Origin of the sequence: Streptomyces sp. NBC_00287, assembly GCF_036173105.1 — a bacterium.
Taxonomy (GTDB): Bacteria; Actinomycetota; Actinomycetes; order Streptomycetales; family Streptomycetaceae; genus Streptomyces.
This window is the reverse complement of the sequence record NZ_CP108053.1, coordinates 5,774,712-5,799,984: the sequence shown is the minus strand read 5'-3', so window position 1 is coordinate 5,799,984 and position 25,273 is coordinate 5,774,712. Positions and strand designations below refer to the sequence as shown.

At 72.4% G+C, this 25,273-nt stretch carries 20 protein-coding genes; 9 read left to right on the top strand and 11 right to left on the bottom strand.

The features are described 5' to 3' along the window. The first annotated feature begins 45 nt into the window (after positions 1–45). Positions 46–786 carry an FHA domain-containing protein gene (locus OHT76_RS26550; RefSeq protein WP_328873354.1) on the top strand — a complete coding sequence of 247 codons (741 nt, stop codon included), beginning with the start codon at positions 46–48 and terminating at the stop codon, positions 784–786. Continuing rightward, on the top strand, positions 783–2,237 hold the full coding sequence (locus tag OHT76_RS26545; protein ID WP_328873353.1) for a serine/threonine-protein kinase: 1,455 nt from the start codon (positions 783–785) through the stop codon (positions 2,235–2,237). The genes OHT76_RS26550 and OHT76_RS26545 overlap by 4 nt, the downstream gene beginning before the upstream one ends. On the opposite strand, the gene OHT76_RS26540 is transcribed toward OHT76_RS26545, so the two are convergent. Continuing rightward, on the bottom strand, positions 2,195–3,214 hold the full coding sequence (locus OHT76_RS26540; RefSeq protein WP_328876625.1) for an ArsR/SmtB family transcription factor: 1,020 nt from the start codon (positions 3,212–3,214) through the stop codon (positions 2,195–2,197). The two genes, OHT76_RS26545 and OHT76_RS26540, sit on opposite strands and share 43 nt — an antisense overlap. Before the next feature lie 177 nt (positions 3,215–3,391). Between OHT76_RS26540 and OHT76_RS26535 the strand changes: the two genes are divergently transcribed. The 3 genes from OHT76_RS26535 to OHT76_RS26525 all read left to right on the top strand — a co-directional run bounded on the left by OHT76_RS26535 (position 3,392) and on the right by OHT76_RS26525 (position 5,055). Beyond that, the gene (locus OHT76_RS26535) at positions 3,392–3,799 is read left to right on the top strand and encodes a hypothetical protein (protein WP_328873352.1); all 408 of its coding nucleotides are present in this window, start codon (positions 3,392–3,394) and stop codon (positions 3,797–3,799) included. Positions 3,800–3,915: 116 nt separating this feature from the next. Further along, positions 3,916–4,497, top strand: a complete 582-nt coding sequence (locus OHT76_RS26530; protein ID WP_328873351.1) for a peptidoglycan-binding domain-containing protein — start codon at positions 3,916–3,918, stop codon at positions 4,495–4,497. Positions 4,498–4,635: 138 nt separating this feature from the next. After that, a complete protein-coding gene (locus OHT76_RS26525) occupies positions 4,636–5,055 on the top strand; it encodes a peptidoglycan-binding domain-containing protein (protein ID WP_328873350.1) in 420 nt (139 codons plus the stop codon). 59 nt (positions 5,056–5,114) lie between these two features. On the opposite strand, the gene purH is transcribed toward OHT76_RS26525, so the two are convergent. Next, complete coding sequence (gene purH, locus OHT76_RS26520) at positions 5,115–6,680, bottom strand: bifunctional phosphoribosylaminoimidazolecarboxamide formyltransferase/IMP cyclohydrolase (protein WP_328873349.1); 1,566 nt, start codon at positions 6,678–6,680, stop codon at positions 5,115–5,117. Then, a complete protein-coding gene (purN, locus tag OHT76_RS26515; RefSeq protein WP_328873348.1) occupies positions 6,677–7,294 on the bottom strand; it encodes a phosphoribosylglycinamide formyltransferase in 618 nt (205 codons plus the stop codon). The genes purH and purN overlap by 4 nt, the downstream gene beginning before the upstream one ends. A gap of 294 nt (positions 7,295–7,588) precedes the next feature. Here purN and OHT76_RS26510 point away from each other — a divergent pair, with 294 nt between their 5' ends. After that, positions 7,589–8,353 (top strand): hypothetical protein, encoded by a 765-nt coding sequence (locus tag OHT76_RS26510; RefSeq protein WP_328873347.1) that lies wholly within the window; start codon positions 7,589–7,591, stop codon positions 8,351–8,353. Between the two features lie 285 nt (positions 8,354–8,638). Here OHT76_RS26510 and OHT76_RS26505 read toward each other — a convergent pair whose 3' ends face one another. Further along, positions 8,639–10,207 (bottom strand): cell division protein PerM, encoded by a 1,569-nt coding sequence (locus OHT76_RS26505; RefSeq protein ID WP_328873346.1) that lies wholly within the window; start codon positions 10,205–10,207, stop codon positions 8,639–8,641. 96 nt (positions 10,208–10,303) lie between these two features. Between OHT76_RS26505 and OHT76_RS26500 the strand changes: the two genes are divergently transcribed. After that, positions 10,304–11,434 (top strand): helix-turn-helix domain-containing protein, encoded by a 1,131-nt coding sequence (locus OHT76_RS26500; RefSeq protein ID WP_328873345.1) that lies wholly within the window; start codon positions 10,304–10,306, stop codon positions 11,432–11,434. Positions 11,435–11,502: 68 nt separating this feature from the next. On the opposite strand, the gene sucD is transcribed toward OHT76_RS26500, so the two are convergent. The 7 genes from sucD to OHT76_RS26465 all read right to left on the bottom strand — a co-directional run bounded on the left by sucD (position 11,503) and on the right by OHT76_RS26465 (position 22,091). Further along, positions 11,503–12,387 carry a succinate--CoA ligase subunit alpha gene (gene sucD, locus OHT76_RS26495; protein WP_328873344.1) on the bottom strand — a complete coding sequence of 295 codons (885 nt, stop codon included), beginning with the start codon at positions 12,385–12,387 and terminating at the stop codon, positions 11,503–11,505. 27 nt (positions 12,388–12,414) lie between these two features. Then, complete coding sequence (sucC, locus tag OHT76_RS26490) at positions 12,415–13,596, bottom strand: ADP-forming succinate--CoA ligase subunit beta (protein ID WP_328873343.1); 1,182 nt, start codon at positions 13,594–13,596, stop codon at positions 12,415–12,417. Positions 13,597–14,023: 427 nt separating this feature from the next. Continuing rightward, positions 14,024–15,925: a hypothetical protein gene (locus tag OHT76_RS26485; RefSeq protein WP_328873342.1), complete on the bottom strand. Its 1,902-nt coding sequence runs from the start codon at positions 15,923–15,925 to the stop codon at positions 14,024–14,026. Between the two features lie 227 nt (positions 15,926–16,152). Then, complete coding sequence (locus tag OHT76_RS26480) at positions 16,153–17,142, bottom strand: hypothetical protein (protein WP_328873341.1); 990 nt, start codon at positions 17,140–17,142, stop codon at positions 16,153–16,155. Positions 17,143–17,277: 135 nt separating this feature from the next. Continuing rightward, on the bottom strand, positions 17,278–18,444 hold the full coding sequence (locus OHT76_RS26475) for a VWA domain-containing protein (RefSeq protein WP_328873340.1): 1,167 nt from the start codon (positions 18,442–18,444) through the stop codon (positions 17,278–17,280). 148 nt (positions 18,445–18,592) lie between these two features. After that, the gene (locus tag OHT76_RS26470) at positions 18,593–20,923 is read right to left on the bottom strand and encodes a DUF5682 family protein (RefSeq protein WP_328873339.1); all 2,331 of its coding nucleotides are present in this window, start codon (positions 20,921–20,923) and stop codon (positions 18,593–18,595) included. A gap of 37 nt (positions 20,924–20,960) precedes the next feature. Next, positions 20,961–22,091, bottom strand: a complete 1,131-nt coding sequence (locus tag OHT76_RS26465; protein ID WP_328873338.1) for an ATP-binding protein — start codon at positions 22,089–22,091, stop codon at positions 20,961–20,963. Positions 22,092–22,223: 132 nt separating this feature from the next. Here OHT76_RS26465 and OHT76_RS26460 point away from each other — a divergent pair, with 132 nt between their 5' ends. Beyond that, positions 22,224–23,579 carry an SWIM zinc finger family protein gene (locus OHT76_RS26460; protein WP_328873337.1) on the top strand — a complete coding sequence of 452 codons (1,356 nt, stop codon included), beginning with the start codon at positions 22,224–22,226 and terminating at the stop codon, positions 23,577–23,579. Between the two features lie 58 nt (positions 23,580–23,637). After that, positions 23,638–25,254 carry a DUF5691 domain-containing protein gene (locus OHT76_RS26455; protein WP_328873336.1) on the top strand — a complete coding sequence of 539 codons (1,617 nt, stop codon included), beginning with the start codon at positions 23,638–23,640 and terminating at the stop codon, positions 25,252–25,254. Positions 25,255–25,273: the final 19 nt, after the last annotated feature.

The window sequence follows — 25,273 nt, the reverse complement described above, 5'->3', positions numbered from 1 at the left end:
CTGGGGGAGGGTGGCCCTCATGGGATCGGACAAGGGGACGAGTCCATGTACAGCGTCATCATCGTGCCTCCGGCATGCGCACGTCCGGACGGGCAGATCAGGATCGGCACCGGTGAGCGGCTCGCGTTCGGCAGGGAAGGGGCGGACGGCGGGCTGACCATCGCGCACGAGGGAGTCCCCCGGATCGCCGGGGAGATCACCGCGCACCGCAACTTCTGGCTGCTGAGCAATCTCAGCGAGGACCAGACCTACGTCGTGGAGAACCCGGAGGGCGCCGGCGAGCACATCAAGGTCGCCCCCGGCAGGGTCGACGCACCGGTGCCGTTCGAGTTCGCGCGGGTCGTCCTGCCCGCCGCCGGTGACCTGCTCACCTTCGACGTCTGGGCGCCGCGCCATGTCTTCCGCAGCACCTTGAGGGCCGGGCTTTCCGGAGCCCTCACGGCACCCGCCTTCACGCTCGACCGCACCAAGCGCTACTTCGCGGTCCTGGCCGCCCTGTGCGAACCCCGTCTGCGCGGCGAACCGCACGCCCCGCTCCCCGCCGTGGAGCAACTCGTGGAGCGGCTGCGCCCGGTGTGGCCGACGGTCAGCAGGTCGTCCGTCTACTGGAACATCGACTACCTCGCGCTCAAGCTGCGGCTACGCTCGGCCCCGGACACGGCGGAACCCGGTCAGCGCGTCAACGGCAAGAAGGAGACCCTCGTCTCCCTCGCCCTCCGTTTCGACCTGGTCCGCGAGGACGACCTCATCGTGCTGACCGCGCCCGCGAGCGAGGTGTGCGGATGAGCGGCGAGCAGGTGTACGCCGTTGTCGTGCCGAAGGGTTACCGGGTCGGGGAGTGGGAGGTCCGCGAGCCGCTGGCGTCGGGTGCGTTCGCCACCGTGTACGCGGGACGCCGTACCGCCGGCGACGGCCCACCCCGCACCGCGGCCCTGAAGTTCTTACCCACCGGCACCCGCACCCCCCGTCAGCTCCGGCACCTGCGCGAACTGGCCGAGCGGGAGGTCGAGTTCCTCGGGCGCCTCCAGGCACCGCGGCTGATCCGGATGTACGAGACGTTCACCGTCGACGACCCGGAGCATCCCGAACTCGACGGCGCCACCGTCCTCGTACTGGAACAGGCCGAGGGGTCCCTGGATGCCGTACCGCCCAAGGATCCCGGACCCGTGCTCGCGCAGATCTGCGAGGGGCTGGCGCAGCTGCACCACGCGGGCTGGGTGCACGGTGACCTCAAGCCCGCCAACGTGCTGTTGATGAAGGACGGTTCGGTACGGCTTGCCGACTTCAACATGGCCGCCGAACTGGAGGGCACGCACGCCTACGCCCCCGCTTTCGCGACCCCCGACTACACCCCGCCGGAGCTGCTCTGGCCGGAGGTGGACGAGCGGGGGACGCGGATCCGGCCCTCCGCGGACGTGTGGGCCTTCGGGGTCCTCGCCCACGTCGTGCTGACCGGCACGTTTCCGCTGCCGGGCGGCACGACGGAGGCCCGCGGCGACGCGGCGACGCGGTATGCGCGGGGTGCGGAGGAGCTGCGTCTGTCCCCCGAACTCCCGGACGCCTGGCAGGAGATCATCCGGGACTGTCTGGCCCGTACGCACGCCGAGCGCATCGGCACCGAGGCGTTGCTGCGCCGGGTGGAGGCGGCGGCCGGGGTCGCCCGTTCACGCCGTCTGCCGAGGCTGCGCCGCCTCTCCTGGCGTCGGCACCCGGTCCTGGCCGGGGTCCTCACCACGCTCCTCGTGGTCACGACCGCGCTCGGGATCGCGGCCGGAATCGCCCACCAGCAGGCGACCGAGTACGACGGAACGCCGGTGTACGAAGCCGTGGCGGTGGCCGCAGCGCCGGCGTCCGGCTACGGCTACGAGCGCTGCCCGGCCGACAGCGTCTGCTTCTTCAGCGAGCACTACGGCAACGGGAAGATGTGCCACTGGAAGGACAGCGACCCGGACTGGCAGTCGGGCAACAAGACGTGCGCGTGGGCCGCGCACAGCCCCATCCGGTCGATCTTCAACAACATCGCGGGCAGCCGTGACCTCGACGGCGTCGTGTACTACCGCGGCACCGACTACAACCCCGCGGGCTTCGACCGCCGCCGCAGCGCACAGCGCACCGGCTGCACCGGCGTGAACGCCCAGGGAAACCTGGCGGGCACCTACGCCCCGCTCTCGCATCAGCTGGTCGGCAGCTGTACCTACAGTCCGTCGCTGTGGGGGGTGCTGCGCTCACTCTTCTGAGCCCGCCCGGCCCGCAGCAGCGCCGCCCCCACGGGGGTGAGCGTGTGCAGTACGGACGCGCCGTGCCGTCTGCTGGTGATGAGTCCGGCATCCCGTAAGGCCGTCGCGTGCCGGCTGGCGGAGGACGCGGAGATGCCGACGGCACGCGCGATCTCCCCGGTCGTGGCGCCGTGGGCAACGGAGTGGAGGACCGCGGCGCGGGCCCGGCCGAGGAGGGCGGTCAAGGGGGCCCGCGACGGAGGTGGGGCCTGCGGCTCGTGGATGAGCGGAATGGCCATCACGGGAGGCAGGCCCGGGTCGGCGAAGGAGATCGGCCGCTCAAGGAGAAAGTACGCCGGGACGAACAGCATTCCGCGTCCGTCCAGATACAGATCCCGGTCCACGGAGGGGTTGTAGTCGGCGTACAGAACGGGCCGCTCCCAGCGCACCCACGGCCCCAGCCCGGACAGCATCCCCTCCAACCCGCGGTCCATCAACTCCCGGGCCCGCGCCGCCCGTTCCGCCTCGACTCGGGCGTGCACCTGTTCCTCGTACGGGGCGACGGCTACGGCGTGATAGGCGCGCAGCAGCCGCACCAGTTCCTCGCGGGCCGACCGTTCGGCCAGCCGGGCGGCCCAGGTGGGCGCCCCGACGATGCGGTCGAGGCGGGCGACCTCGGCCCGGACCCGCCGGCCGGGGGTGGCGAGGATGGCTTCGAGACCGGCGTCCAGCCCGTCCGTGGTGGCCCGGAACGGCGTCAGGAAGTCGGGAAAGTAGGCGGCCCTGCGGTAAAGCGGGATCAGCATGCTGCGCACCGCCCGCTCCAGCCCCCGTTCCCGGAGCCGTTGCCGGGTGGTGCGGTACCACTCGGCGTGGGCCCAGCGGCCCTGCCGGGTCTGGAAGCGGTGCAGACTGGTGGCGATGTCCCAGAGCGGGTCGGAGGCGGTGCACAACCGGGTTCTGGCCAGGTCGGCATCGCTGAAGTGGACGCGGAGCATGTCGTTCTCCCCCGTGAACTCAGCAATTGCGTTCAACTGCAACAGCATGGCCGGACGCGGCGGCGCGGGGCAACAATCGGCGTGAAGCGTTTCAGGCGCCGCGTCGTTGTCCGCCTCCGCCCACCATGGCCGGGGGCACCACCCGGACAGCGGCGGCGGAGCCGGACGGAGGGGCCGGTGCAGCTGGGGTTGGGCATCTTCTGCGCGGTGCTCGGCATCCTGTCCGCCCTGCTCGCGACCCCGCGGGCGCGGCGTGAACGCCGACTGCGCAAACACGGCCGGACGGCGACCGCGATCTGCCGGGAGATCCTCAACCCGGCCGAGCCCGAAGGGCCGATGCGGATCCGCTGCGGCTTCCAGGTGGAGCCGCACCGAGGGGAATACCGCGCCGTCGTCCGCACCCGCGAGCGCGTTCCCCAGGTCGGCGAGGAACTCCGTATCGCCTACGACCCCGAGGATCCGGCCTACGCCGAGAACCTCGACTGCATGACCACGGCGTCCTTCGGCCGTGAGGACCTCATCATGGCGGCGGTCTGGGTCGTGACGTACCTCGTGGCCGCGTCCTGCGTCGCCACGGCCGACTGAGGACCGAACTGGGGCACCCCCGTTACAGAAGCAACTACCGCGCGCCCGACGATCTCCGTCATCATGATCACGGCAAGCGCCACTTCCATATCGACTTCCACGGGGGAAAGACCCGAATGAACTTCCGCATAACCCGCACCCGTCTGGCCACCGCCGCGATCAGCGCCGCCGTCGCAGGGACGCTCGCGATCAGCGCCTCCCCGGCCTCGGCGGCCGCGTCCAGCGGCTACGTCAGCGGTGGCGGCTCCTTCTACGACGACTTCGCCGACGAGGGCACCCTGTCGACGTCGTCGTACAAGGACACCAACGCGACCTGCCTGTGGCAGATCATCCTGTACGCGGAGGGCGTCAAGGAGAGCAACGGCAGCCTGTACGACTACGCCGACATCGACGGCACGTACGACTCGAACACCGCTTACGCCACCAAGCAGTTGCAGAAGGCCTGGGGTCTGACCCAGGACGGCAAGGTCGGCAACAAGACCTTCGGCGCCGCCGACGACAAGTGGAACTCCTCCACCCGCGCGGGCGAACTGGAGTACCGCAGCACCGGCTCCACCAACGCCACCAAGTACAAGATCCGCTACCACGGCACGCGCTACTACTTCGACATCTTCCGCACCGGCGACGGCAAGTACCGCTTCTACCACAAGAACGTGTGGCACTACGCGACGTACAAGAGCAACAGCGGCTGCAGCTGACATCCGCCCGCAGTACCGGATGGCCCGCCGACTGATGACCGGCGGGCCATCGCCCATTCCGCCCTGGAACTTTCGAGGTAGTGCTCTCCCCCGGCCTGACTCACAGTTGGGGCCACGCAAGCTGTGGAGAGGAAGTACATGAAGCTGAAGTTGGCATCGCTGGGTGCCGCCACCCTGATGTTCTCCGGCCTGGGGCTCATCGCTCCGAGCACGGCGACGGCCGCCACGTCCTGCGCGTCCAACGTCGCGATCTGGAAGACGGAGAGCACCTACATCCAGCTGCCCACCACCAGCGGTGGCAACATCACCTGCGAAATGAGCCAGGGCGCTCAGGGCCCCCACGTCCGAGCGCTGCAGAATGCGCTCAACAATTGCTACGGAGCGGGCCTGGACGCCGACACGATCTTCGGTACAAAGACCTACAACGCCCTCCGGGACGCGCAGGCCGAGGCCGGTACCGGTGACGACGGCATCTACGGACCGCTGACCCGCGACGCTTTGGAGTGGCCGAGGTTCAACAAGAGCGGGTACTTCACCGGGTACTGCGCCAAGCGCTGACCGGTAATGCACTGACAGCCCGACGGGTGCCCCCGGTCAGGGGGCACCCGTGTCGCGCATCAGTGGAAGAAGTGCCGCGTCCCCGTGAAGTACATCGTCACGCCCGCCTTCTTCGCCGCCTCGACGACCAGCTCGTCGCGGACCGAACCGCCCGGCTGGACAACCGCCTTGACGCCGGCCTCGGTGAGGATCTCCAGGCCGTCGGGGAAGGGGAAGAACGCGTCGGAGGCGGCGTACGAGCCCTGGGCGCGCTCGGCGCCCGCCCGCTCCACCGCCAGCTTCGCGGAGTCGACGCGGTTGACCTGGCCCATGCCGACGCCGACCGAGGCGCCGCCCTTGGCGAGGAGGATGGCGTTGGACTTGACGGCGCGGCAGGCCTTCCAGGCGAAGGCCAGTTCGGCCAGCTCCGACTCGGAGAGCGCTTCGCCGGTCGCCAGGGTCCAGTTGGCGGGGTTGTCGCCCTCGGCCTGGAAGACGTCCGTCACCTGGGCGAGGCCGCCACCGTCGATCGGGCGGAACTCGGCGGGCGGCTGCGGCACCTCGGGGCAGCGCAGCACGCGGATGTTCTTCTTCTTGGCGAGGGCTTCGAGAGCGCCCTCTTCGTAGTCCGGCGCGACGATGACCTCGGTGAAGATCTCGGCGACCTGCTCGGCCATCTCCTTCGACACCGGGCGGTTGACGGCGATCACGCCGCCGAACGCCGACAGCGGGTCACAGGCATGCGCCTTGCGGTGCGCCTCGGCGACGTCCGCGCCGATCGCGATGCCGCAGGGGTTGGCGTGCTTGATGATCGCGACACAGGGCTCGTCGTGGTCGTACGCGGCACGGCGGGCGGCGTCCGTGTCCGTGTAGTTGTTGTACGACATCTCCTTGCCGTGCAGCTGCTCGGCCTCGGCGAGGCCGCCGCAGCCGCCTGTGTAGAGGGCGGCCGGCTGGTGCGGGTTCTCGCCGTACCGCAGCACCTGCTTGCGCTCGTACGTCACCCCGAGGAAGCTCGGGAACTCCTCGCCGTCACCGGCGTACTCCCCGAGGAACCAGCCGGCGACCGCCACGTCGTACTCGGCGGTGTGCCGGAACGCCTCGGCGGCCAGCCGCTTGCGGGCGGCGAGGTCGAAGCCGCCCTCGCGGACCGCGGTGAGGACGTCGGCGTACCGCACGGGGCTGGTGACCACCGCCACGGACGGGTGGTTCTTGGCGGCGGCGCGCACCATGGAGGGCCCGCCGATGTCGATCTGCTCGACGCACTCGTCGGGGGAGGCCCCGGAGGCGACGGTTTCGCTGAAGGGGTAGAGGTTGACGACCACGAGGTCGAACGGCGCCACGCCCAGCTCGTCGAGCTGCTGCCGGTGGCTCTCCAGCCGCAGGTCGGCGAGGATGCCCGCGTGGACCTTCGGGTGCAGCGTCTTGACGCGGCCGTCCAGGCACTCGGGGAAGCCGGTGAGCTCCTCGACCTTGGTGACGGGGACGCCGGCGGCGGCGATACGGGAGGCGGTGGACCCGGTGGAGACGAGCTCCACGCCCGCCTCGTGCAGCCCGCGCGCGAGCTCTTCGAGCCCGGTCTTGTCGTAGACGCTGACAAGCGCCCGGCGAATGGCCCGCTTGTTGCTCTCGGCGGTGGCGGTCACTGGATAACTACCTTTCGTCCCTCAATGCGATAGCCGTTGCGGGCGAGCCGCCCCACGACCTCGACGAGCAGCCTGCGCTCGACTTCCTTGATGCGCTCGTGCAGAGCGCTCTCGTCGTCCTCGTTCCGGACCTCGACCACGCCCTGCGCGATGATCGGTCCGGTGTCGACGCCGTCGTCGACGAAGTGGACGGTGCAGCCGGTGACCTTGGCGCCGTACGCGAGCGCGTCACGGACGCCGTGGGCGCCGGGAAAACTGGGCAGCAGGGCGGGGTGCGTATTGACGAACCGGCCGCCGAAGCGCGCGAGGAATTCCTTGCCGACGATCTTCATGAACCCCGCGGAGACGACGAGGTCGGGCTCGTACTCGGCGACTGCCTCGGCGAGCGCCGCGTCCCACTCCTCGCGGCTGCCGAAGTCCTTGACCTTTCGCACGAAGGTGGGGATCCCGGAGCGCTCGGCGCGGGCCAGCCCCTCGATGCCCTCGCGGTCGGCGCCCACGGCCACGATCTCGGCGCCGTAGGCCTCGATGCCGGTGGCGGCGATGGCGTCGAGCAGCGCCTGGAGGTTGGTGCCGGATCCGGAGACCAGCACGACAAGGCGCTTGACAGCCACAGCGGGGGCCTTTCTCGGGGGTGCGTCGGTACGGTGGCCGGGCACGCTCGCCGCCTGTACGTTCGTACGAATGCTTCGCGCCCCCGGATACGGGGAAGCCTACGAAGCGGCCGACCGTCAGCAACGATACCGGCACACCGGGCAGCCCCCACGGGACGGGGGCGTGGCCGGAAGGTAGCGTCTGGGAGGGGCCGGGTCGGGAACGCCGTTGGTGGACGGTGCGTTCACAAGGTGACGGACCTGGTGCCGCCAGCAATAGTCAGCCGTAATCACCAAGGGGAAGACGCTCACTTGATGCCGGACCGCAGCCTGCGACTCCTCACGCTCCCCCCGCAGTCGGTGCAGGGAGGGGAGCGCCATGGCGTGCTGCTGCGCGAGCGGCCCGCCTCGCCGCCGGACGGCGATGAGCGCGAGAACACCGGTTCGTCCAAGGACGACAACCCGTTCGCGCCGCCGCCGGAGGGCACCCCGGACCGCCCGTGGAAGCCGCGCCGCCCGGCGTCGGGAGAAGGCGACTCCGGCAACGGCGACCAGGGCTCGCCCTGGGGCAGCCAGTGGAGCGACCGCCAGCCCGGTCGCTCGTCCGGGGGCTTCGGCGAGCGCCCGGGTGCGGGCCCCGAGGGCCCGAGCGGCAACGGCGGCCCCGGTACGAACATGCGCTGGGACCCGACGGACCCGGCCCAGCGCCGCGCGCGCTACGCCCTGCTCTGCGGTATGTGGGCCTTCTTCTTCGCCCTGTTCAACTGGCCGTACGTCGCCCTGCTGCTCGGCGCGCTCGCCCTGTACTGGGGCATCACCGCCCTCAGAGCCAAGCCCCGCACCCCCGACCCCGACACCCCGGCCCCCCAGAACCCCGGCCGCCCGCAAACCACAGCAGCGGTAAGCGGCCTGGTCACGGCCTCCTTGGCCATCGCCCTGGTAGCAGCGGGCTTCACGGCGAAGCTGGTGTACAGCGACTACTACACCTGCACGAACGACGCCCTCACGAATGAGGCGAAGCAGGCGTGCAACGACTTGCTGCCGGAGGAGTTGAGGGGGGTGCTGGGGGTCAACGGCTGAGTTTGTCGTTACAGCCCGTCCGGCGTTTGAGGACGAGGCCGTGGCCATCCCTACCCCCCACCCACCCGCTGGGGCCGACGCAGCCCAGCCACCCCCAGCCCGTCCGGAGCTTGCGGACGAGGCCGTGGCCATCCCCAATCCCCACCCCACCCGCTGGGGCCGACGCAGCCCAGCCACCCCCAGCCCGTCCGGCGTTTGAGGACGAGGCCCCTTCAGGGCCGACAGCGGGGGTCTGGGGGCGGCAGCCCCCAGGGATGGGAATGGGTAGGGGCGGCGGGGGCGGAATCATGGGGCCTCCGGGGCGTCCCCCCGGCCCGACGCCTCCCGTAGCGCCGCCCACCGGGCTTCCCGCGCCGCGTCATCCCCCGGCCAGGGCACCGGCTCGGCCGGCAGAAAGTCGTACGGCTCAAAGCTCCCGTCGTCCTCGCTGTACGCAGCCTTCTCGACACCCTCCCCCGACCTCGCCCCAGAGTCCTTCCGCCGCAAGAACCAGCGCCGCCCGGCCACGCCGCCCTCTTCCTCGGCCACCCCCTCTTCCCCGGCCTCTCCCACCCGCGGCCTTCCGACCCGCACCCCAGGCTCCACCCCCCGGCACCGCCACCCCCGCACCCCCACCGCCACAGGCACCCCCACCCCCACACCCCAAGCCAACGCCGCCACCCCCACCTGCCACCACACCGGCCCGAACCCGGCAAGCGCCCCCACCCCCAGCGCCCCACCCGCCATCGCGCCCAACCCCGCCACGGCAACCGCACACAGCACCGCCGCCACCAAGGCCACCCCAGCGGTCCGCCCCCGCGACCACACCGGCCCCTCGCCCCCCGCCCGCCCCACAAACCACCCCACCGTCACCCCGGCCACCACCGGCACCACCCCCGCCGCCCAGTTCACCGGCGCCCCCGCCCCGGCCTCCGGCACCGCCGCCAGCAAGGGAAACGGCGGCAACAGCGAGGCGGGCGAAGAGGACAGCGGCCCCACGACATGCCCCGCGCCCAGCGAGAACCCGGGCCCTAGGGAATACGCCGTCCCCCACACCGCCGCGTTCGGCATCAACACCAGACACAGCAGCAGCACCGCGAACTGCCCCGACAACCCCTCCGTGAGCTGAAGGAACGACGCCCGCGCCGCCCCGCCGTGCCACACCAACGACACCGCCAGCAACAGCGCCCCACCCCCGAGCAGCACCGCCACCCCCGCCCCCGCCGCCCGCGCCGCCGCATCCAGCCGCTCCCGCGCCTGAGCTCCGACGAACAGCCGCCGCACCCCCGCCGGCATCAGGATCAGCACCTCGTCCACCGCGTCCCGGGGCCGCCCGTACGCCGCCCACACCCCCGCCCCGGCGGCACCCACCACGACCAACGGCACCCACAACCCCGTCCACACCCAGTCCGGCCGCAACACGCCACCCGCCGCGTACAGCGAGGCTGCCGCCCCCACCACGAGGTAGCCGACGACGACGCCCACCCACGCCGTACGGCCCGAAACCTCGGGCCCGTCCACCGCGTCCCGCGCCGCCCGATGCACCAGCCACAGCGGCAACGCGAGCAGCAGCAACGGCGTGACACCCACCGGCGCGGGCACGCCGGACAGGGTGTCGACGCGGACCAGTTCGGCCCCGTGCGCCAGCAGCCACAGCGCCGCCGCCACATGCAGCGCACCCCCGGGCCCACTGTCGGGATACGGCGAACTGATCCACAGCACCATCACCAGCACGGCGAACGACCCGAGCCCAAGACCCGCGGCCACCGCACCAGCCAGGAGGCTCGCGGCCAGTCCGGGTGATCGGTCACGCAACCGATTGAGCAGGGACGACAACGGCGATCGACGAACGGTCAGCTGGATCACGCCCGCCATGCTCCCAACGACACGCGCTTTCCCGTCGTAACAGGCGAACCCCCGCTGTGTCGCTCAATATATGTTTATGTACTTTTTCGTACGAAGGGGCGCCCGGTGACGCAGAGCCCTGCAACCCCGCTGCCCCCGCCCAAGGAACGCCGACGCCTGCGTGAGTCCCAGTCGTTGACGCAGGCTCAGGTCGCGGCGCGGGTGGGCGTGACCCGTGAGACCGTGCGCGCGTGGGAGACCGGCCGTACGACTCCGCGCGGCCGGAAACGGGAGGCGTACGCGCGACTGCTAGGCGAGCTGACCAAGCCGCCGGTCGCGCAAGAGGCCCTGGCCGAGGCCGAGGTGACCGCACGCCGGCAGGACACCGACGCCGCCGAGACCCCCGTACGAACGGATCCGCCGGAGCTGAGCCCGGGCCGCCCCGCGTCGGAAGGCTCACCCCTGACGCCCGCTCAGGCCTTCGACGCGCTCTACGCGTTCTGCGCGCCCTCCCTCGTACGGCAGGCCTATCTGCTCACCGGGCGGCGCGAGCTGGCGCGGGAGTCGGTCGAGCGGGCCTTCCAACTCGCCTGGCAGCGTTGGCCGGAGGTGGCCGTCGACCGGGACCCGGCGGGCTGGGTGCGGGCCTCGGCGTACGAGTACGCCCTCTCCCCCTGGCATCGCCTCCGGCCCCGCTACCGGCACCCCGAACCACCGCCCGCCAACCCCTCCGACCGCGCGCTGATGGACGTACTCCTCACCCTGCCACCGCCGTACCGCCGCACACTGCTGCTCTACGACGGGGTGGGCCTCGATCTCCCGGACACGGCGGCGGAGACGGAGGCGAGCACGCCCGCCGCGGCGAACCGGCTGCTGCACGCGCGCGAGGCCGTGGCCGCGCGGCTGCCGGAGCTGGCCGAACCGGCCGAACTCCACCGCCGCCTGGCCGAGGTGGCCGCGGCGGAACGTCTGCGCGCCGCCAAGCCACCGACGGTACGCACCGGCAGCGAACGCCGAGCCAGCTTCTGGACCCGCGCCGCCATCGCCTTCACGGTCGCCCTCATCGGCACGACGGCCCTGACCCTGCGCACGGCCCCGAGACAGTACGAGCCCCCCATCGCCCCGGGCGCCACCATCCAGGGAGTGCCCCCGAAGGTGGCCCCGGGCCCCTTGTCGGAGGCGGAACAGGAACTCCGGGCAAAGCTGCGGGAGGAGACGGTGAGCGGGCCGGAGCGGCTGATGCCGCAGCCCGGATGAGGAGCGAAAACGTCGGTGGGCCCGCCCCCAGCAAGGGGAACGGGCCCACCGACGTTCAGCTGTGAAGGTCAGCCGGCGAGGATCTCGCGCGCCAGCTTCGCCGTCTCGGTCGGCGTCTTGCCGACCTTGACGCCGGCGGCCTCGAGGGCCTCCTTCTTCGCCTGGGCCGTGCCGGAGGAGCCGGAGACGATGGCGCCGGCGTGGCCCATGGTCTTGCCCTCGGGCGCGGTGAAGCCCGCGACATAGCCGACGACCGGCTTGGTCACGTTCTTCGCGATGAAGTCCGCGGCCCGCTCCTCGGCGTCGCCACCGATCTCACCGATCATGACGATCAGGTCGGTGTCGGGGTCGGCCTCGAACGCGGCGAGCGCGTCGATGTGCGTGGTGCCGATGATCGGGTCACCACCGATGCCGACGGCGGTCGAGAAGCCGATGTCACGCAGCTCGTACATCATCTGGTACGTCAGCGTGCCGGACTTCGAGACCAGACCGATACGGCCCGGCTTGGTGATGTCGCCCGGGATGATGCCGACGTTCGACTGACCCGGGGTGATGATGCCGGGGCAGTTCGGGCCGATGATCCGGGTCTTGTTGCCCTTCTTGCCGGCGTACGCCCAGAACGACGCCGAGTCGTGCACGGCGATGCCCTCGGTGATCACGACGGCCAGCGGGATCTCGGCGTCGATGGCCTCGACGACCGCGTCCTTGGTGAACTTCTCCGGCACGAAGATGACGGAGACGTTGGCGCCGGTGGCCTCGATGGCCTCCTTGACGGTGCCGAAGACCGGTACCTCGGTGCCGTCGAAGTCCACGGAGGTGCCCGCCTTGCGCGGGTTCACGCCGCCCACGACCTCGGTGCCGTCACCGAGCATGAGCTTGGTGTGCTTCATGCCCGTGGCGCCGGTCATGCCCTGGACGATGACCTTGCTGTCCTTGTTGAGCCAGATAGCCATGGTGTGTTCTGTCCTCGTCCTGAGTGCTTACTTGGCGGCGTGGGCCAGCTCGGCGGCCTTGTCGGCCGCGCCGTCCATGGTGTCGACGCGCTGAACCAGCGGGTGGTTGGCGTCGGTGAGGATCTGCCGGCCGAGCTCGGCGTTGTTGCCGTCGAGGCGGACGACGAGCGGCTTGGTGACGTTCTCGCCGCGGTCCTCGAGGAGCTTCAGGGCCTGGACGATGCCGTTGGCGACCTCGTCACAGGCGGTGATGCCACCGAAGACGTTGACGAAGACGGACTTGACGTCCGGGTCGCCGAGGATGATCTCCAGACCGTTGGCCATGACCTGGGCGGAGGCGCCACCGCCGATGTCCAGGAAGTTGGCCGGCTTGACGTTGCCGTGCGCCTCACCGGCGTACGCGACGACGTCCAGGGTCGACATGACCAGACCCGCGCCGTTGCCGATGATGCCGACCTCGCCGTCGAGCTTGACGTAGTTGAGGTTCTTCTCCTTGGCGGCGGCCTCGAGCGGGTTGGCCGCGGCCTTGTCGTGGAGCTCCTCGAAGTCGGGGTGACGGAACTCGGCGTTGTCGTCGAGCGACACCTTGCCGTCCAGGGCGATGACCTCGCCGGAGGCGACCTTTGCCAGCGGGTTCACCTCGACCAGGAGGGCGTCCTCCTTGATGAAGGTGTCCCACAGCGTGACGAGGACGTTCACGACCTTGTCGGCGACCTCGGCCGGGAACTTCGCGGCCGCGACGATCTCGCGTGCCTTCTCCTCGGTCACACCGTCGATCGCGTCGATCGGCGTCTTGGCGACGGCCTCCGGACGGGTGGCCGCCACCTCCTCGATCTCCATGCCGCCCTCGACGGAGGCAATGGAGAGGAAGGTGCGGTTGGCACGGTCCAGCAGGAAGGAGACGTAGTACTCCTCCAGAATCTCCGGGGCCGTCTCGGCGATCATCACCTTGTGGACCGTGTGGCCCTTGATGTCCATGCCGAGGATGTCCGTCGCGCGGGCGACGGCCTCGTCCGGGGTGGCGGCGAGCTTCACGCCACCGGCCTTGCCACGGCCGCCGACCTTCACCTGGGCCTTGACGACGGACTTGCCACCGAGACGCTCAGTGGCTGCGCGGGCCGCCTCAGGCGTGTCGATGACTTCACCGGCCAGCACCGGTACATCGTGCTTGGCGAAGAGGTCCCTCGCCTGGTACTCGAACAGGTCCACGCGCTTCCGTCCCTATCAGTGATCTCGCGGTTCGATGGATGCGTGGGCGTGCCGCGAAGGGCAACGTGACGTCCGCTGTCACAAGGGAGGCGCACACGGTGTCCGAGCGCGCGGCATGTCCGTCTCGCAGGTTATCGCCGCTGGACGGGGGCTTCTAAATCAGGGGTCACACCTGAGCGGTGATACCTGTCACATGATGCCGCGCTCACTGGCACGGGGTGCCTGAAGTGAAGGGCCTCACCGGGCTGGGGTTGACCCGGTGAGGCCCCTTGAACAGCCCGAAGGGGCACGAATCGATCCGCCCCCGGGGGCTTCGGCCGGGCGGTCCCCACCCCAATGGGGACCGCCCGGGCCGTCCGTGAGGTCTCGGCCGGACGGTCCGACGGCTTTCGGCCGTCCGGGTCCTGTCGCCTCACGGAGTCGGGATTCAGATGCTGCGCAGGTAGCCCGGGGCGACGGACTGGGCGACGCCCTCGACGCCGGTGACCGCGTGGTGGGCCAGGGGGGTGGCGGCCAGGTCCTCGGCGACGGGCGCGACATGACCGGTGACGCCGTACGCGAAGGGCTGGACGTCACCCGCGACGCCGTACGCCACGGCCTCGGCGGCGTGCGTGACCGGCTGGACGAGGTCCGCCACGGGCTGGGCGACATGACCGGCGACGGCGTGGGCGAAGGGATCGACCTCGCCGACCAGGCCGTGGGCGAGGGGCTGCACATCGCCCGCGACGCCGTACGCCAGCGCGCCCGCGTCCGCCACGGCCTGCCCGGCGACGGGCACGACGCCGTGCACCGCGCTGTGCGCGACGGGCGGAAGCACGGCACCCTGCGCGTCCGCGGCGACCTGGCCGACGAGTCCGGTGGCGTACGGGGGTACGTCGGCGAGGGCGCCGTCGACGGCCGGCTGGACGCCGGTGGCGATGGGGTGGACGTCCGCCACAGCCCCGGCGGCCACGCCGTGCACGTCGGCGACAGCGCCATGGGCGACGGGCTGGACCCCGAGGACGGTGCCGTGGGCGGCGGTGTGCACGTCGTGGACGGTGCCGGTGGCGACCGGCTGGACGTCCCGCACGACACCGTCCGCGATGAGCCGGCCGTCGGCGACGACGCCGTACGCCAGCGCGGTGGCGGCGTCGACCGTGTGCCCAACGGCCGTAGCGGCTCCGGTGACGGCCTGCCCGGCGACCGGGGTGACCCCGCCGACGGCGTTCCCGGCGGCCGAACCGACGCCGCCGACCGCCTGCCCGGCGACGGGCAGCACGCCGTCGACCGCGTGCCCGGCGACCGGCTGCACGCCCTGCACCGCGTGGGCGACGGCGGGCGCGATCCCGCCGACGGCCTGCCCGGCGACCGGGGTGACGCCGTGGACGGCGTGACCGGCTGTGGGGAGGGCCCCGCCGACGGCGGACGTGACGACGGGCGGGACGGCCGCGGCGGTGGTCTCCTCGACGATGGGGGTGATGGTGCCGGGGATGGTGCTGACGGTGCCGAGGGCCTGCTGCTGGACGCCGCCGACCGTGCCGGTGACATGGCTCGGGACGGCCGAGACGCCGGCCTCCGCGGCGGTCCTGACGGCGTCGGCCTGGGCGCCGGCTGTGGCGGTGACACCGGCGGCGCGGCTCTGGGCTCCGGTCACCGCGGCCCGGGCGGCGCCGGTCGTGGCGCCTGCCGTGCGGCCCGCGGCGGCCGTGGTGTGCTGCGCCTTCGTCCGTACGACGCCCTCCACGCCCTGCGCCTGGGCGCGGGCCGCCGCCTGGGTGCCCTGGATGCGGGTCTGCGCGGCGGCGAGGGCCTGCTCCAGCTCGGGGGCGAAGGCGGCGAGGGGGCCGAAGAGGTAGTCGACGGCGTCGGAGGGGTCCGGCGTGGTGGGCGCGTCGGGGATTTCGGGAGCGTTCTGCGGAAGGCTCGCCCCGGCCGCCACGGTCGCACGGGCGGTGGACTCGGCGGTGACCGTCGCCTCCTCGGCCGTCTGCTGCGCGGCCTGCGTGGCACGGGCCGCCTTCACGCCCTCGGTGAGCTGCGCGGCGCCGCCCTTGAGCTTGGCGGACTTGGTGGTCTTCTTCGCGGTCGTCTCGACGGGCGCCGTCTGCTTCGAGGCGTCGGCGACCGTCTCGGTCACGCCCTCGGTGACGTCTTCCGTCACACCGGCGACGGTGTCCTGCACACCGGAGACGACATCTCCGACGGTGTCACCGACCGGGTCGGCGGTGGCGTCCGGCACGGACAGGGTGGAGGAGGGAAGCTCGGACGCGTTGGCCGCGGTGGAGCCGAGCGCCCACGCGCCGGTGACACCGGCGGCTATGACGATGGAACGGCGGATGTTCTTGTTCATGCGTGCGTCAGATCCTTAAGGATTCCGAGACATCGGATGCATCAGATGCACCGGATGCGGAGGCGCGGCCTCGGCCTGGGCCTCCTGCGACGGGACTTGGGGGACATTCCGGCGCCGGTTCGACAACTACGGCGCTTCCGTCCGGGAGTTCGGAAAGGGGGTCCGGACGGGCGGGCAGACCTGTTCCGCCCCCGCGCGGCAGGTCTACTGCGCGGGAAAGGCCTGCTCTAGGCGGGGGATACGGGAATGTCCCGGTACGCGTCCCGGGTCTCGTCCGCACTGACGCGCGCGGCGGCACCGGGCACAAGGCGCAGCGGGGCCCGGTGGTTCAGGGCGACGGCATGGGCGTCGCCGTGCCTGGGGGTGCCGTTGTCGACCGTCGCGTGGTGGTCCAACGCACCGCCCGGATCACCACCGGGCGCGTGCCGCGCGGGCGCGGGCCGGACGGAGTCGGCATGGTGGCGGTGGGGGTGCGTGGAGGAGCGGGGCACGGTGGTGTCGTACGAGGTGATGCCTCGCGGACCGTGCGCCGCGGCCTTCTTGGACGGACCCTCGGAGTCCTCCTCGCGACCCGGCGAGGTCATCACCGGCCCCGGCTCCGGTGCCGTGACGGCTGGTGCGGGCAGCGTCTGCCCCGGCAGTACCGGGAGTTCCGGCAAGCCGGGGAGCAGAGGCAGGCCCGGCTGCTCGGGCGACTGGGGCAGCTCCGGCACAGTGGGCAGTTCCGGCAGGGCGGGCAACGACGACAGCGGCGGCATCTTGCCCCGTACGTCGTCCAGCCCGTCGGTCACCGTCCCGACCACCTCACCGACCGGCCGCACGACACGCTCACCGACGGCGCCGACGGCATCGGCGGCTGCGGGAAGCGACGGCTGCTTCGGAAGCGTGGGCTCTTGAACCTGGGGTTCCTGGACGGGCGGTTCCTGAACGGACTGTTCCTGAAGGGGCGGTTCCTCGACGGGCTGTTCCTGAACCACCGCCTCGGCCACCCGCTCAATCGGCGTGTGCACCTCGACCGACTCGACCGACTCGACCGACTCGACCGACTCGACCGACAGCGCCGTCGGCGCATCCTCCGCCGCCTGCGCCTGCTGCCCACCGAGGAGCCCCAGCGCGAACAACCCGCCCACCAGCAGCGCCAGATACAGCGCACGCCGTCCGGCCGCCGTGCGCAGCATGCGCAGAGCGGCACCGGGCAGGGCTGCTGGCAGAGTCAAAAGGGGGCGGGTCCTCCCGTGCGGCGGAACAAGAGACGCGTGACGCGGCGCACCGCTGACGAGCGTCGATCCTCGCACGGGACTCCCGAGGTTGCGCAAGCCCTCTGTTACCGATGCGCACTCATATCCGTTTCATCACGCGGGGTCCGGTATCGGGAGCGGCCGCTTCTCGATCGCCGCCGCCATCACCTCGGGGAACAGATCCGGCGTACAGGCGAACGCTGGTGCGCCCAGCGCGGCGAGCGCGGCCGCGTGTTCCCGGTCGTAGGCCGGCGCCCCCTCGTCGGACAGCGCGAGCAGCGCCACGAACTGCACCCCCGACGCCTTCATCGCCGCCACCCGCTTCAGCATCTCGTCGCGGATGCCCCCTTCGTAGAGGTCGCTGATCAGGACGACCACCGTCTCGGCGGGCCGGGTGATCTGCGACTGGCAGTACGCCAGCGCCCGGTTGATGTCCGTGCCGCCGCCGAGCTGTGTGCCGAACAGCACATCCACCGGGTCGTCGAGCTGGTCGGTGAGGTCGACGACCGCGGTGTCGAAGACGACCAGCCGGGTGTCGATCGACCGCATGGACGCCAGCACCGCCCCGAACACCGACGCGTACACCACCGACGCCGCCATCGACCCCGACTGGTCGATACAGAGCACGACTTCCTTCTTCATCGACTGCGAGGCCCGCCCGTAGCCGATGAGCCGCTCGGGCACGATCGTCCGGTACTGCGGCAGATAGTGCTTGAGGTTGGCGGCGATCGTGCGGTTCCAGTCGATGTCGTGATGGCGCGGCCGGTTGATCCGCGCGCTGCGGTCGAGGGCGCCGGTGAGTGTGGCCCGGGTGCGGGTGGCGAGCCGCTTCTCCAGATCCTCGACGACCTTGCGCACGACGGCCCGTGCCGTCTCCTTCGTCGTCTCCGGCATGGCCTTGTTGAGGGAGAGAAGCGTCCCGACGAGATGCACGTCGGCCTCCACCGCCTCCAGCATCTCCGGTTCGAGCAGCAGCGTGGACAGACCGAGCCGGTCGATGGCGTCGCGCTGCATGACCTGGACGACGGAGGACGGGAAGTAGGTCCGGATGTCCCCGAGCCAGCGCGCGACGGACGGCGCCGAGGCCCCGAGCCCCGCCGAACGGTCCTTCCCCGTCTGCGGTCTGTCCCCCTTTCCGTAGAGCGCGGTGAGCGCCCCGTCCATCGCGGAGTCCTGCCCGGCGAGCCTGCATCCGGTGCCGTCGGCCGTGTCTCCGCCGAGCACGAGCCGCCAGCGCCGCAGCCGCTCCTGCGCCGCGTCCGTCACGTCCGCCGTCGTCATCCGCGCACCCCTCCGCCGAGCCGTTCCCACAGCGGGATCACGGGCACGGTCGTCGTCGGCCGAACCTCCGCCCGCGGTCCCTGCCCCTGCCTTGCGCAGTCCGCCGCCCGGGCCCTGTCCCTCGGCTCCCTCAGCCCTTCGGTCGTCATCACGCCGCCCCCACCAGGTCGTTGTCGTCCGTGTCCAGCCCCAACAGCAGCCGCACCACCGGCAGCACGGCATCCGCCCGCGCCGGGTCCAGCTCGGCCGCGAACCCGGGTACACCGGCTCCCGCAGCGGCCCCACCGTCCCGCTGCCCGGGCCCGCGCCGCACCAGCTCACCGAGTGTTCTGCGCACACCCGGCTCATACGCCGAGAAGGTGCGCCGCAGCAGCGGCAGCACGTCGGTGAACGCGTCCGCCGGCACCCCGGTCAGCCATGCGTCGACCAGACCGAGCAGCCGCTCGTCGTGCACGAGCAGCATCCCGCCGCCCGAGCCGCCGCCGACGAAGCCCTCGATCCAGGCCGCCGCGTCCCCGGGCGGTGTCCCCGGCGACAGCACGAGACCCATGAGCCGAGCCGCCTCTTCTTGCGCCAACTCCCCTTCGTCCAGCAGGAGCCGCACAGCACGCCCGCGGATCACGCCGGGAACCGTGTCCCGCACGGACAGCACCCTGAGCACCGCCCGCCACCGTCCGCGCAGCTCGCCATGGCCCGGAGCGGGTGCGTCGCCGAGCAGGCCCACCGCTCCGTGCACCGCGTCCACATGGCGCCGCATCTCCTCGGCGGCATCCGCGTCGAGGCCGGCGCAGGCCGGGGGCAGCCCGACGAAGATCCGCTCGGCGAGGCCCGCCGCGACCTCCGCGAGCGCCCCGGTGTCGGTGCCGCGCACATCGCCGTACCGCAGCGAACGGACCAGCGCCGGAAGAGCCTGGGCGAGATGGCCGACGTCCGTGTCGAGCGCGGCCCGGTCGGCCAGCACTCGCATCACCGTCGGCAACGCGTCCGGCAGTTCGGCCAGCAGACACCGCTCGGCGAGCGCGGTGACATCGGCGAGGTGCTGCGCACAGACGGCGTCCGCCTCGGACTTGGCGGTCGCGGCGGCGAGTACGGTCGTCCCCCACACCCCGGCCTCGGCGATCCGAACGGACAGCTCGGGCTCCCAGCGCAGCCGCCAGGTCTCCCGGAACGTGCCCGTACTCCCCCGCGAGGCGACCGGCTCTCCCCACGGCACGCCCAGCAGCCGCAGCCGGTGCAGCAGCCGACTGCGCCCGGCGTCGGTCTCCTTGCGCAGATCGAGCTCCAACTCGCGCTCCAGCGCCTCCGGTTTGAGCCGCAACCGGCGCTGGATCCGGTCGAGGTCCCGCTGCAGCGGCACGGCGGGCGCGTCCTGCGGCACCTCCCCCAGCACATCGCCCACCACCAGCCGGTCGTGCACCAGCGCCAGCGGCACGTCCGAGCCGTCGCACATCACCGCCCGCACCGCGTCGGTCGTCTCACCGAGGCCGGGCAGCGGGCGGCCGCGCATCGCCGCGAGCGTCTCGGCCAGCCGCACCGCCTCGATGACATGCGCGGAGGACACGATCCGGTCCTCGGCCCGCAGCAGCCCCGCCACCTTGGTCAGCCACCGCTCCACCGGCCGGTCGGGCGCGCGGAACAGATGCCCGTACCACCCCGGCGAGTCGATGCCCGCCCCGTAGCCGCTGGCCCGCGCCAGTCTGCGATACGTCCACGGCACCCAGGTCATGTCCGCCTTGACCTTGGGCAGGCCCTTCAGCAGGGCCCGGTCGGCGGCGACGGACGTCCGCTCGCTGAGCGCGGGCACATGCCACGCCCCGCACACCACGGCCACCGCATCCCCGAACTCTTTCTGCGCGGCCCGGACTTGGAGCCGCATGTACGCCTCGCGCACCAGATCCCGCTCGTGCCCGCCGCTGCCGTACACCTCCCGCAGCGCGGCCATGGCCTCCGCCAGCACGGCGAACGGCGCGAGCGGATCCCCCGCCGCACCGACCCCGCGATGCTCGACGACGTCCTCCCACCAGCGCTCGGCGTCGTCGTATCCGGCGGCGTCGGCGAGCACGGCGAGGGGGTCGATCCGGACGTCGGTGCTCACCTTCTCAGGGTCCTCGGCGGTCCCCTCCACCGATTCCTTCTCCCACGCCAGCGTGTGGGTGGCCGGAAGGTCGATGAAGCGGGCCGGTACCCCGTGCTCCAGCGCCCAGCGGATCGCGACCCACTCCGGGGAGAACTCGGCCAGGGGCCAGAACGCCGAGCGTCCCGGCTCGTCCACGGCGTGGGCGAGGAGGGCGACCGGCGGGCGCATGTCCTCGTCGGCGGCGAGCGGGATCAGCGCGTCCGCCTCGGGCGGCCCCTCGATCAGCACCGCGCCCGGTCGGGCCGCGTCCAACGCCGCCCGTACGGCCCGCGCGGAGCCGGGCCCGTGATGCCGTACGCCGAGCAGCAGCGGCCCTGCGCCCGGGTCGGCTCCCGTGGTCACGCCTGCCACCTCATCCAGCCGTCCCCCTTGTACCCGGTCACGCGCTCACCTCCCGGCAGGCGCGGTAGAAGTCGGTCCAGCCGTCGCGCTCGCGGACGACCGCTTCCAGGTACTCCTGCCAGACGACCCGGTCGGCCGCCGGATCGCGGACCACGGCGCCGAGAATGCCCGCGGCGATGTCGCCCGGCCGCAGGACGCCGTCCCCGAAGTGGGCGGCGAGCGCGAGGCCGCTCGTGACGACGGAGATCGCCTCGGCCGTGGAGAGGGTGCCGCTGGGCGACTTCACCTTTGTCCGGCCGTCGGAGGTCACCCCGTCGCGCAGCTCGCGGAAGACGGTCACGACCCGGCGGATCTCGTCGATGCCCTCGGGCACGGCCGGCAGGTCGAGGGAGCGGCCGATCTGGTCGACGCGCCGGGAGACGATGTCGACCTCGGCGTCGACGCTCTCCGGCAGCGGCAGCACGACGGTGTTGAAGCGGCGGCGCAGGGCGCTGGACAGGTCGTTGACGCCGCGGTCGCGGTCGTTGGCGGTGGCGATGAGGTTGAAGCCGCGCACGGCCTGGACCTCCTGGCCCAGCTCCGGGATGGGCAGGGTCTTCTCCGACAGGATGGTGATGAGCGTGTCCTGTACGTCGGCCGGGATCCGGGTCAGCTCCTCGACCCGGGCCGTCATGCCCTCCGCCATGGCCCGCATGACGGGGCTCGGCACCAGCGCGTCCCGGCTCGGGCCGTGCGCGAGCAGCTGCGCGTAGTTCCAGCCGTACCGGATCGCCTCCTCCGGGGTGCCGGCGGTGCCCTGCACCAGCAGGGTCGAGTCACCGCTCACGGCCGCGGCCAGATGCTCGGACACCCAGGTCTTGGCGGTGCCGGGCACGCCGAGCAGGAGCAGGGCGCGGTCGGTGGCGAGGGTGGTGACGGCGACCTCGACGATGCGGCGCGGCCCCACGTACTTCGGAGTGATCACCGTGCCGTCCGGCAGGGTGCCGCCGAGCAGGTAGGTCGCCACGGCCCATGGCGACAGCTTCCAGCGGGCCGGGCGCGGGCGGTCGTCCTGCGCGGCAAGCGCGGTCAGCTCGGCCGCGAAGGCGTTCTCGGCGTGCGGTCGCAATGCCTCGGTCGGTGCGCTCTCGCGAGTATCGGCGGATGTCGGTGCTGCGGACACAGGCATGGCTAAGTCCCCCTCCAGCTCGGCCGGTTCGGTCTGACACCAACCGTGCACCACGCCACTGACAATCCGTCCTGACCTGCGCAGACGCCCTCGCCGGGGCGATTGTCAGTGGGGGGACCTACCTTCGATGGCATGACTCAGCAGGGGGTGCGCTGGAGCGCGGAACAGGTGCTGGCACTGGCGCCTGACGCCGCATCACGCAAAGCGGGCGGCAAACTCGGCGCGGCCGGGCCGTGGTCCGAGGCGGGCAGTACTGAGGAGGGGACGGTGTGGGGGCTGTGCAAGGGCAGTGGCAGCAAGCCGTATCAGACGGTCGTCGACATCGCGGACGCGTCGGGGCCCGCGTACAAGTGCAGTTGTCCGAGCCGGAAGTTCCCGTGCAAACACGCGCTCGGGCTGCTGTTGCTGTGGGCGGGCGGGGACGGAGCCGTGCCGCAGGGTCAGCCGCCGGACTGGGCGGAAGAGTGGATGGAGGGCAGAAAGAAGCGCGCGGAGCAGAAGCGGGCGGAGGGCGGTTCCGGGTCCTCGTCCGGCTCGGCTGATCCGGAGGCGGCGCGGCGGCGGGCGGAGCGCCGGGCCGAGAAGGTCACCGCGGGGGCGACGGAGCTGGAGCAGCGGCTGGCGGATCTGCTGCGCGGCGGGCTGGCCGGCGCGGAGCAGGCGGGGTACGGGCTGTGGGAGGAGACCGCGGCCCGCATGGTCGACGCCCAGGCGTCGGGACTGGCGGCGCGCGTCCGGGAGTTGGGGGCGATCCCGTCCTCCGGGCCCGGCTGGCCGGTGCGGCTGCTGGAGGAGTGCGCGCTGCTCCACCTCCTCGACCAGGGCTGGCTGCACCGCGAGCGGCTGCCGGAGGAATTGGCGGCGACGGTCCGCTCCCGTATCGGCCTGCCCGCCTCACCCGAGGGTCCGCCGATCCGCGACCACTGGCTGGTCCTCGCCCAGTACGACACGGCGGACACCCGCCTGACCACCCGCCGGATCTGGCTCCACGGTGCCGACTCGACCCACACCGCACTGCTCCTCTCCTACGGCGCCGCGGGTCGCGCTCCGGAGCTCGCGCTGCCGGTCGGGCTGACCCTGGAGGCGGAGGTGTCCCCTTATCCGGGCGCAGGCCAGTTGCGGGCGTCGCTCGGCGAGCGGTTCGCCGCGCCCGCGCCCACTGCGATACGTCCGCCAGGCTTGACGACAGCGCAGGCGGCCGCCCGCTACGGCGAGGCGCTGCGGGACGACCCCTGGCTGGACTCGGTCCCGGTGACGCTGGAGCGGGTGATACCGACTCCGGACGGCGAGTCCTGGCAACTGGCGGATGCCGACGCGGACACGGCCCTGCCGCTCACACCCAGCGCCCGCTCCCGCCCCGGCCTGTGGAAGCTGGTCGCCCTCTCGGGCGGCGGGCCGGTCAAGGTCTTCGGCGAGTGCGGCCACCGGGGCTTCACCCCGCTCGCGGCCTGGCCGCAGGGGCCGGGCGAGGCGGTGCAGCTGTGCTGAGCCGAAGCCGACACACCCCAAGGCCTCTCCCCGGCACCCCACAGAAGGGACGACCCTCATGAACAGGACCCCGGACGCGCCCGCCTGGGAAGAGCTCGTCACCAGCGCCCTGCTCGGCACCGACCGTCGCACCCCGCCGGGCGGCGACCCGGCCCGGGAGGCACCGGTCGCCCTGCTGGACGCGGCGGCCGTGGAGACCGTACGGCGCCGGGCGGGCCTGCGTCCCGCGCGCGCGGCGGACCGCCCCGAACCGGCCCCCGAGGATGCCCGCCCCGCGCTGCCCTCGGCGGCGGCCCGCAGGCTGGCGCTGCTGCTGGCCGACCGCGCGGGAGGTACGGGCGGCGGGCGCAGAGGCACGGCACCGGACCTCATGGAGCTGCTGCCCCAGTGGCTGACGACGGCCAACGCCCACGGCTACGCGGCGCCCCCGCAGATGCTGCCCGCCCTGCTGGACGCGGCCCGGGGACGGACGGACCTACGCCCTGCGGCACTGCGCTTCGCGGGCCCGCGCGCGGTGTGGCTCGCCCGGCTGAACCCGGACTGGCGGTTCGCCCTGCGCGCGACGCCCGGTGGCGGCACCGCACTGCCCGGCCCCGAGGACCAGGAGAGGGTGCAACGGCTGTGGCAGGAGGGACTGTTCGCCGAGCGGGTCGCCCTGCTCGCCGCGATCCGCGCGCGTGAGCCCGCCGCCGCGCGGGAGTTGCTCGCGACGACCTGGGCCACGGAGCGGGCCGAGGACCGGCTGATGTTCCTGGACTCGCTGCGGACCGGGCTCGGCCCGTCGGACGAGCCGTTCCTGGAGCAGGCGCTGGCCGACCGGAGCCGCAATGTGCGGGCGACGGCGGCGGAGTTGCTCTCGGCGCTGCCCGGATCGGCGCTGGCCGGGCGGATGGCGGTGCGGGCCGGGGCGTGCGTGGCCGTGGACCGCACCCAGGACACCCCGACGATCACTGTTGAAGCGCCGCACGAGTGTGATCCGAGCATGGAGCGCGACGGTGTCGTACCCAAGGCTCCGGCGGGACGCGGGGAACGGTCGTGGTGGCTGGGACAGTTGGTGGAGGCGGCACCGCTAGGCACCTGGCCGGCGCGGCTGGGCGGCCGTACACCCGCCGAGATCGTGGCGCTTCCGGTGGCGGACGACTGGCAGGCCGAGCTGCACGCGGCCTGGTGCCGGGCGGCCGTACGACAGCGGGACGCCGGGTGGGCGCGGGCGCTGCTCGGGACGCCGTCGGCGCCGGAGGCCGGCGGGCCCGGGGCGGTGTCGCTGGCCGAGCGGGCGAAGCTGCTGGGCACGCTGGACGCGGCCGAACGGGCCGAGTGGGTCGCCGGTTTCATCGCGCGGCACGGGCTGTCCGAGGCGTTCCAGCTGCTGGGGGTGTGTGCCGTGCCATGGGCCGCGCCGCTCGGGCGGGCGGTCGTCGACGCGCTCAATATCGCGCGGGACGCGGGGAGTTATCCATGGAGTTTCAGCGGAGTGATGGGGCTGGCCGAACGCTGCCTGGACCCGTCGGAGGCAAGCCGCCTCGACGGCCTGCTGGCCGTACCGGACGAATCGGAGGACGCGTCGCCGGGGGCCGGGGGGTATTGGGCGGAGGCGTTCCAACGGCTGGTCACGACGCTGCGGTTGCGGGCGGCGATGATCGAGGAGTTGGGGTCGGCCCAGGTCAATGGCTGACCTGGGCCGCTGCTGGGCT